This is a genomic window from Streptomyces poriferorum, assembly GCF_019399235.1.
Taxonomy (GTDB): Bacteria; Actinomycetota; Actinomycetes; order Streptomycetales; family Streptomycetaceae; genus Streptomyces; species Streptomyces poriferorum.
In genome coordinates, this window is sequence record NZ_JAELVH010000306.1 from 1 (window position 1) to 7,274 (window position 7,274).

Consider the following 7,274-nt stretch of genomic DNA (forward strand, 5'->3'; position numbering starts at 1 on the left):
CCACTCGAAGTTGTCCATCAGCGACCAGGCGAAGTACCCCCGGACGTCGGCCCCTTGTGCGCGGGCGTCGGCGACGGCGGCGATGTGGTCGGCGAGATAGGTGGTGCGGTCGGCGTCGTGGATCTCGCCGTTCGCGGAGACGGTGTCGTCGAAGGCGGCGCCGTTCTCGGTGATGACCGTCGGGAGGCCGTAGTCCTTCTCCAGACGGACGAGCAGGTCGGTGAGGGCGCTGGGGGTGATCTCCCAGTCCATGGCGGTACGGGGCAGCTCGCGCTCAACGACCCGGGTGACGGGCAGTCCTTCGGTGTCCGTCGTCGCGCCGTCCTCGGTCACACCGGAGAAGAGCGTGCCGCGGTAGAAGTTGACGCCGAGGACGTCCAGCGGGGTGGAGATGACCGCGAGATCGCCGTCCTGGACCGGGAGTTCGATGCCCTGGGCGGCGAGGTCGGCGACGATGTCCTCGGGGTAGGCGCCCTTGACGACCGGGTCCAGGTAGAGGCGGGCGCCGAGTCCGTCGGCGCGGCGGGCCGCCTCGGCGTCCTCGTGGCTGTCGGTCTCGGGCGTCGCGGTGCCCAGGTTCAGGGTGATGCCGAGTTCGAGGTCATTGCCCCGGGCCGCGGCCTGCTCCCGCATGTACTGCGAGGCGAGGCCGTGGCCGAGCAGCAGGTGGTGGACGGCGTGGATCGCCTCGCCGAGGTTCTTGCGGCCGGGGGCCTGGTTGCCGTAGGCGTAGCCGAGCATCGCCGAGCACCACGGCTCGTTCAGCGTGGTCCAGTGCTTGACCCGGTCGCCCAGGGCGTCGTAGGCTAGGGCGGCGTACTCCGCGAAGCGGTAGGCGGTGTCACGGGCCGGCCAGCCGCCCGCGTCCTCGAGTTCCTGCGGCAGGTCCCAGTGGTAGAGGGTGACCCACGGGGTGACGCCCTTGGCGTCCAGCTCGTCGACCAGGCGCTTGTAGAAGTCCAGGCCCTTCGCGTTGGCGGGACCGCGGCCGCCGGGCTGGATGCGGGGCCAGGCCAGCGAGAAGCGGTACGTGTCGACACCCAGGCCGGCGATCAGCGAGACGTCCTCGGGCATCCGGTGGTAGTGGTCGCAGGCCACGTCACCGTTCTCGCCGCGGACGACCATGCCCGGCACCCTGCAGTACGTGTCCCAGATCGACGGCGTTCTGCCGTCCTCGGCCGCCGCGCCCTCGATCTGGTACGCGGCTGTGGCGACGCCCCAGCGGAAGTCGGCGGGCAGACCGGGTACGGCCTGGGCGGCGATCTCGCGGGCGTAGGCCTGGGGGGTGACGAGGTTCATGGTTCTCCTGTGGTGTGCGGTGCGTACGTCGCTAGGAACGGGCGACTGCGGGGGCCGGGGCCCCCCGGTGGAGCCAGCAGGCCACCGAGCGCGAGCCGTCGCTCCCGTCCGGGGCGGCGAGCACCGGGACGTGGCTGTCGCAGGCCTCGACCTTCTTGGCGCAGCGGGGGTGGAAGGCGCAGCCGGCCGGCATCGCGGACAGGTGCGGGGGCGAGCCCGGGATGCCGCTGAGTTCGCGGCGGGGGCCGTGCAGCGCGGGGAAGGAGTGCAGCAGTCCGTCGCTGTACGGGTGGCGGGGGTCGCGGTAGATATCGGCCGCGCCGGCCTCCTCGACGATCCGGCCGCCGTACATGATCGCGATCCGGTCGGAGAACTCGATGAGGAGGGAGATGTCGTGCGTGATGAAGACGACGGAGAAGCCGAGCTCCTCACGGAGCTTGACCAGCTGGCGCAGGATCTGGCGCTGCATGACGACGTCGAGCGCCGTCGTGGGCTCGTCCATGATGACGATCTCGGGTTCCAGGGCGAGGGCCATCGCGATCATCACGCGCTGGCGCATGCCGCCGGAGAGCTGGTGCGGGTAGGCGCCGAGCCGGTCGGCGGAGATGCCGACGAGACGCAGGAGCTCCTCGGCCCGTGCGGTCCGTTCGCTCTTCTTCATCTCCGGGCGGTGCGCCTGGAGTACGTCGGTGAGCTGGCTGTGGACCGTGTGCACCGGGTTGAGGGAGTTCATCGCGCCCTGGAAGACGATCGACAGCTCCTGCCAGCGGAAGGCGCGCAGTTCGGGCGCCGACAGGGCCAGCAGGTCGAGCGCCTGGCCGTCGCGCCGGTGGTAGTGGACCTCGCCGCCGGTGATCACGCCGGGCGGGGAGAGCAGCCGGGTGACGGCGTAGGCCAGGGTGGACTTGCCGGAGCCCGACTCACCCGCGAGGCCGAGGACTTCGCCGCGGTGCAGGGTGAGGTCGATGTCGCGCAGCGCGTGTACGGCGTCGGTGCCGGTCCCGTAGTCCACGTTGAGGCCGCTGATGGTGAGGACGGGCTCGCTCATGGGCGGGGCTCCTTCTTGGACGTGCCGGTACGGGCCACGGGCGTGAAGCCGGTCTCGGAGGTGCCGGTACGGGCCACGGGTGTGAAGCCGACGCGCATGCGGACCTTGCGGGAGCCGCCGGTCTCGGTGCGCAGGCGCGGGTTGACGAACTCGTCGATGCCGAAGTTGATGAGGGCGAGCGACATGCCGAGCAGCGCGATGCAGAGCCCGGCCGGGACGAACCACCACCAGGCGCCCTGGGCGAGGGCCTGGTTGGACTGCGCCCAGAACAGGACGGTCCCCCAGTTCCAGTTGGAGATGTCGGCGACGCCGATGAAGGCGAGCGTGATCTCGGAGAGGATCGCGAAGATGACGGTGCCGACGAAGCCGGAGGCGATGACGGCGGTCAGGTTCGGCATGACCTCGAAGAAGATGACCCGCCAGGTCGACTCACCGGTGGCGCGGGCCGCTTCGACGTAGTCGCGGCGGCGCAGCGACAGCGTCTGGGCGCGGAGCACGCGGGCGCCCCAGGCCCAGGAGGTGAGGGCGATGACGGCGGCGATCAGGAGGTCGCCCGTGTCGGAGACGAAGCTGGCGATGATGATGATCAGCGGCAGCCCGGGGATGACCAGGAAGACGTTGGAGAGCAGCGAGAGCACTTCGTCGGCGGTGCCGCCGAGGAAGCCGGCGCTGACGCCGATCAGCACCGAGAGGATCGTGGCGATGATGCCCGCGACGAATCCGACGACGAGGACGCCGCGAGTGCCGACGAGGATCTGCGAGAGGACGTCCTGACCGGTCTGCGTGGTGCCGAACCAGTGGGATCCGGAGGGCGGCTGGAGCAGCTCGTTGCTCATCGTGTCGGGGTCGTACGGGGCGATCCACGGGCCGATGACGGCGATCAGCACGAAGAAGAGCAGGATGCAGAGTCCGACGACGGTCTTGCGGCCGCGCAGGAAGCGGAACCTGCGTTTGCTCGCTGCGGGGGTCTCGGTCGCGTCGAGGACGGCGACCTCGGTGGCGGTGACGGCCATGAGCCCTACGCCTCCCTTCGGGTACGGGGGTCGAGGACCATGTAGAGCACGTCGGCGAGGAGGTTCGCCGCGAGGACGGAGAGCGTGATGATGAGGAAGACGCCCTGCATGAGGGGGTAGTCCTTGGCTCCCACGCCTTGGAAGAGCTGGTAGCCGATGCCCGGGTAGGAGAAGACCATCTCCACCAGGAGCGTGCCGCCGACGATGAAGCCGAGCGAGAGGGCGAAGCCGGAGATGTTGGGGAGGATCGCGTTGCGGGCGGCGTACCCGAACATCACCCGGCGCTCGGAGAGGCCCTTGGCCTGGGCGACCATGACGTAGTCCTCGCTCGACACCGTCACCATCATGTTGCGCATGCCGAGGATCCAGCCGGCCACCGCGCTGAGCACGATCGTGAGCCCCGGCAGGGCGCCGTGGTAGAGCGTGCTGGAGATGAACGGCCAGTCGAAGGCGGGCACGAGCGCGTTGTCGTAGCCGCCGGCGGCCGGGAAGAGCGGCCATTTCACGGCGAACAGCGAGATGGCGATGAGGCCGAGCCAGAAGTACGGGATGGCGGAGATGAACGTGGTGACGGGCAGCAGGCTGTCCATCCAGGAACCGCGCCGCCAGCCGGTGAAGACCCCGATCCCGGTACCGAGCACGAAGCTGATCAGTGTGGTGATGCCGACCAGCGCGAGCGTCCACGGCAGCGACTGGGCGATGACCTCGCTCACCGGGGTCGGGAAGAAGGTGAAGGAAAGGCCGAGGTCGCCGTCGAGCAGATGGCCCCAGTAGTCGGTGTACTGCTGCCAGATCGACTGGTCCTTGTCGATGCCGAAGAGGGCCTGGAGCGAGGCGATGGCGTTGGTGTCCAGCTGTCCCTGGAAGCGGGCCATGAGGGACTGCACCGGGTCGCCGGGCATCATCCGCGGGATGAGGAAGTTGATGGTGATCGCGGCCCACGCGGTGACCAGGTAGAAGGCGAGCCGTTGGAGCAGGAACTTCACTTCGCAGCCACCTTCTTCTCGTGGTCGCCGGTGGTGGTGTCGCCGGCGGTCCCGTCGTACAGCCAGCAGGCGGCCCACTGGCCGTCGGCCAGGTCGAAGCGCGGCGGCAGCTCGGTGCGGCAGCGCTCCATCGCCTTGGGGCAGCGGGGGTGGAACCGGCAGCCGGCCGGCGGATCGATGAGCGAGGGGGGCTCGCCGCTGCCGGTCTCCTCCTGCTCCTCCTCGTCGGCGACCCGGTCCGGGTCGGGCGCCGAGGCGATCAGCAGCTGGGTGTAGGGGTGGGCGGGGCGCTGGGTGACGGTCTCGCTGTCGCCGCCCTCGACGATCCGGCCCGCGTACATGACGAGCGTGGAGTCCGCGAAGTAGCGGGCCGACGCGATGTCGTGGGTGATGTAGAGGATCGCGAGGTGCATGCGGTCCTTGAGGTCCCTGAGCAGGTTGAGCACCCCGAGCCGGATCGAGACGTCCAGCATCGAGACGGGCTCGTCGGCGAGGAGGACCTGGGGGTCGGCGCCGAGCGCGCGGGCGATGGCCACGCGCTGGCGCTGACCTCCCGACAGCTCGTGCGGGAACTTGTCCAGGTACTGATGAGGAGGAGTCAGCTGGACACGGTTCAGCAGAGCGGTCAGGTTCTGTTCCAGTTCCTCGTCGCCGCTGCCCGCCCGGCCGTGGATCTTCAGGGCGCGGGTCAGGTGGTAGCGCACGGTGTGCACCGGGTTCAGCGAGGCGAACGGGTCCTGGAAGATGAGCTGGACCCGGCGTACGTAACTGCGGAAGGACCGGCCACGTCCGGCCTTCACCGCCTGCCCGCCCAGGTGGATCTCGCCCCCGGTGAGCGGATACAGCTGGGCGAGCAGCCTGGCGACGGTCGACTTCCCGGAGCCCGACTCCCCCACCAGTGCCGTGACGGTGCCGCGCCGCAGTTGCAGCGAGACGTCGTCGACGGCGTGGACGGTGCGGCGCCTGCCCGCGACGAGGTCGCGGCTGGTGCGCCGTACGGCGAAGTGTTTGGTGACTCCGCGTGCTTCGAGCACGACGTGGTTGTTCTCTGTCTGTTCGGACATGGCCGGTACCTGGATCTCTGGGAGGCCGTCGGTCAAATGGGGGGTGGGAGAAGGAGCGTTGCCCGACGGCCTCTACTTGGACGGCTTGAGCTTCAGCACGACCTCCAGCGCGGAGCGCTGGGTGTGCTGCGGGTCGGCGTACGGGTCGGCCTCGGTGGGCCAGCCCACCCAGTTCTTGGTGGAGTACTCGGCCCCGATGGGCGCGGCCGCGGTGGGGATCATCGGCGCCTGCTCGACCATGATCTTCTGCAGGGCGTTCATCGCCTCGGTGCGCGCGGTCCCGGTCGTGGCACTGGCGAAGTCCTTCAGCGCCTCGGTCGCCTCGGCGCTCTTGAAGCGGCCGAAGTTGCCCAGCTGGGAGGGCTTGCCGATGGGCTGGAGCAGCGCGCCGTCCATGATGTTCTGGTACATGTCGTACGGGGTCGCGCCGCTGTTGGTCCAGTGCAGGGTGGCGTCGAAGTTGCCGTTGGCCACGTCGGCGGTCCAGGCGTCGGCGGTCTGCGTCTTGACCTTGGCCTCGATACCGATCTTCTTGATGTTGTCCTTGATGATCGCGAGGCCGGTGATGTAGTCGTTCCAGCCGGCCGGGTCGGTGAAGGTGAGCTTCACGGGCTTGCCGCCCGGGTCCTTCAGCACGCCGCCGCTGAGCGTGAAGCCGGCCTTCTCCAGGACCTCCTTGGCGCCCTCGACATCGGGCTTCGTGGTCGCGCTCTTGTACTCGGGCGCGATGAAGGACTCACCGGCGGGCAGCGGGATGCCGGTCGGGTTGGTGATCTCCGGGTAGAGCGTCGCCTCGGCCTGGGTGTAGATCGCGTTGCGGTCGACGACCATCGCCATGGCCTTGCGCAGCGCCGGGTTGTCGAACGGCTTGCGGGCGGTGTTGAACCACAGGCCGTGGATGCCGAGGCCGGAGGGGAACCACAGCTTGTGGTTCTTGGGGTCCTTGGATATGAACAGCTGCTTGTAGTTCGGCATGAAGACGAACGACCACTCCAGCTTGCCGCTGGCCAGCGCGGTGGTGGCGGCGCTGTTGTCGTTGTAGGTGCTGTAGCGCAGCTCCTTGACCTTCGTCGTGCCCTTCCAGTAGGTGGGCGTGGCGGTCAGCGTGGTGGTCTGCGGGGTGAACGTCTTCAGCTTGTACGGGCCCGAGCCGACGGGCGTGCGGTTGGGCCAGACCTCCGGGTTCTTGACGCCTTCCCAGATGTGCTTGGGCACGATGAACTGCTGGATGATCTTGTTCTGGTTGACGTACTGCGAGTCGTCGAAGGTCAGGACGACCTTCTTGCCCTGGACCTCGACCCCGCCCCACGCGATGCCGTCGGCGTTGAGCGCCGGGTGCTTCTTCAGCAGGTTGAAGGTGAACGCCACGTCGTCCGCGGTCACCGGCTTGCCGTCGGCCCACTTCGCCTTGTCGTTCAGCGTGAAGGTGACCTTGGTGAAGTTGAGTTCCCACTTCCAGTCCGACGCCAGCCACGGGTCGGCCTTGGCGGTGGGCCGGATCTGGCTCACCATCGCCAGCGGCTCGTAGATCATGAAGCGGTAGCCGAGGGTGGCGCCCGCCGAGGTGGCCAGGAACGGGTTGCTGTTGTTCGTCTGCGGCCCGTCCGGCTTGCCGATGTTCAGGACGCCCGTGGCGCCGCTGCCGCTCTTGTCGCGGTTCGAGTTGGCTGACGAGCATCCGGCGGCGAGCGCGACCACCGCGGTGGCGAGCGCGACCGCTCTGAGCGTGTGGTGACGGCGTGCGGACATGGCGACTCCAGGAGGGACTGGCGGGTCTGGGAGACCGGAAACGGGCAGCGCTCGGCGCGCCGGGTACGGGCGGTGCGGGTGCGGTGCGGTTCTGCGGGTGCGTGCGGGGCCGGGC

The 7,274-nt window shown here is 69.1% G+C and carries 6 protein-coding genes; all 6 read right to left on the reverse strand.

Going from position 1 to position 7,274, the window contains the following annotated elements:
* Positions 1-1,299: GH1 family beta-glucosidase (locus JGS39_RS33820; RefSeq protein WP_219573575.1), on the reverse strand; the 1,299-nt coding region annotated here is incomplete at its 3' end.
* 31 nt (positions 1,300-1,330) lie between these two features.
* Positions 1,331-2,347: an ABC transporter ATP-binding protein gene (locus tag JGS39_RS33825; RefSeq protein ID WP_219573576.1), complete on the reverse strand. Its 1,017-nt coding sequence runs from the start codon at positions 2,345-2,347 to the stop codon at positions 1,331-1,333.
* Entirely contained in the window at positions 2,344-3,360 is a 1,017-nt protein-coding gene (locus JGS39_RS33830) for an ABC transporter permease (protein ID WP_219573577.1), read from the reverse strand. The genes JGS39_RS33825 and JGS39_RS33830 overlap by 4 nt, the downstream gene beginning before the upstream one ends.
* A gap of 5 nt (positions 3,361-3,365) precedes the next feature.
* A complete protein-coding gene (locus tag JGS39_RS33835) occupies positions 3,366-4,346 on the reverse strand; it encodes an ABC transporter permease (protein WP_219573578.1) in 981 nt (326 codons plus the stop codon).
* Positions 4,343-5,410: an ABC transporter ATP-binding protein gene (locus JGS39_RS33840; protein ID WP_219573579.1), complete on the reverse strand. Its 1,068-nt coding sequence runs from the start codon at positions 5,408-5,410 to the stop codon at positions 4,343-4,345. The genes JGS39_RS33835 and JGS39_RS33840 overlap by 4 nt, the downstream gene beginning before the upstream one ends.
* Before the next feature lie 72 nt (positions 5,411-5,482).
* Complete coding sequence (locus JGS39_RS33845; RefSeq protein WP_219573580.1) at positions 5,483-7,159, reverse strand: ABC transporter substrate-binding protein; 1,677 nt, start codon at positions 7,157-7,159, stop codon at positions 5,483-5,485.
* Positions 7,160-7,274 lie beyond the last annotated feature (115 nt).

Excerpts from the sequence above, each read along its gene's own strand:
- JGS39_RS33840 (WP_219573579.1), bottom strand. The coding sequence starts at position 5,410 with ATGTCCGAACAGACAGAGAACAACCACGTCGTGCTCGAAGCACGCGGA.
- JGS39_RS33845 (WP_219573580.1), bottom strand. The coding sequence starts at position 7,159 with ATGTCCGCACGCCGTCACCACACGCTCAGAGCGGTCGCGCTCGCCACC.
- JGS39_RS33825 (WP_219573576.1), bottom strand. The coding sequence starts at position 2,347 with ATGAGCGAGCCCGTCCTCACCATCAGCGGCCTCAACGTGGACTACGGG.
- JGS39_RS33830 (WP_219573577.1), bottom strand. The coding sequence starts at position 3,360 with ATGGCCGTCACCGCCACCGAGGTCGCCGTCCTCGACGCGACCGAGACC.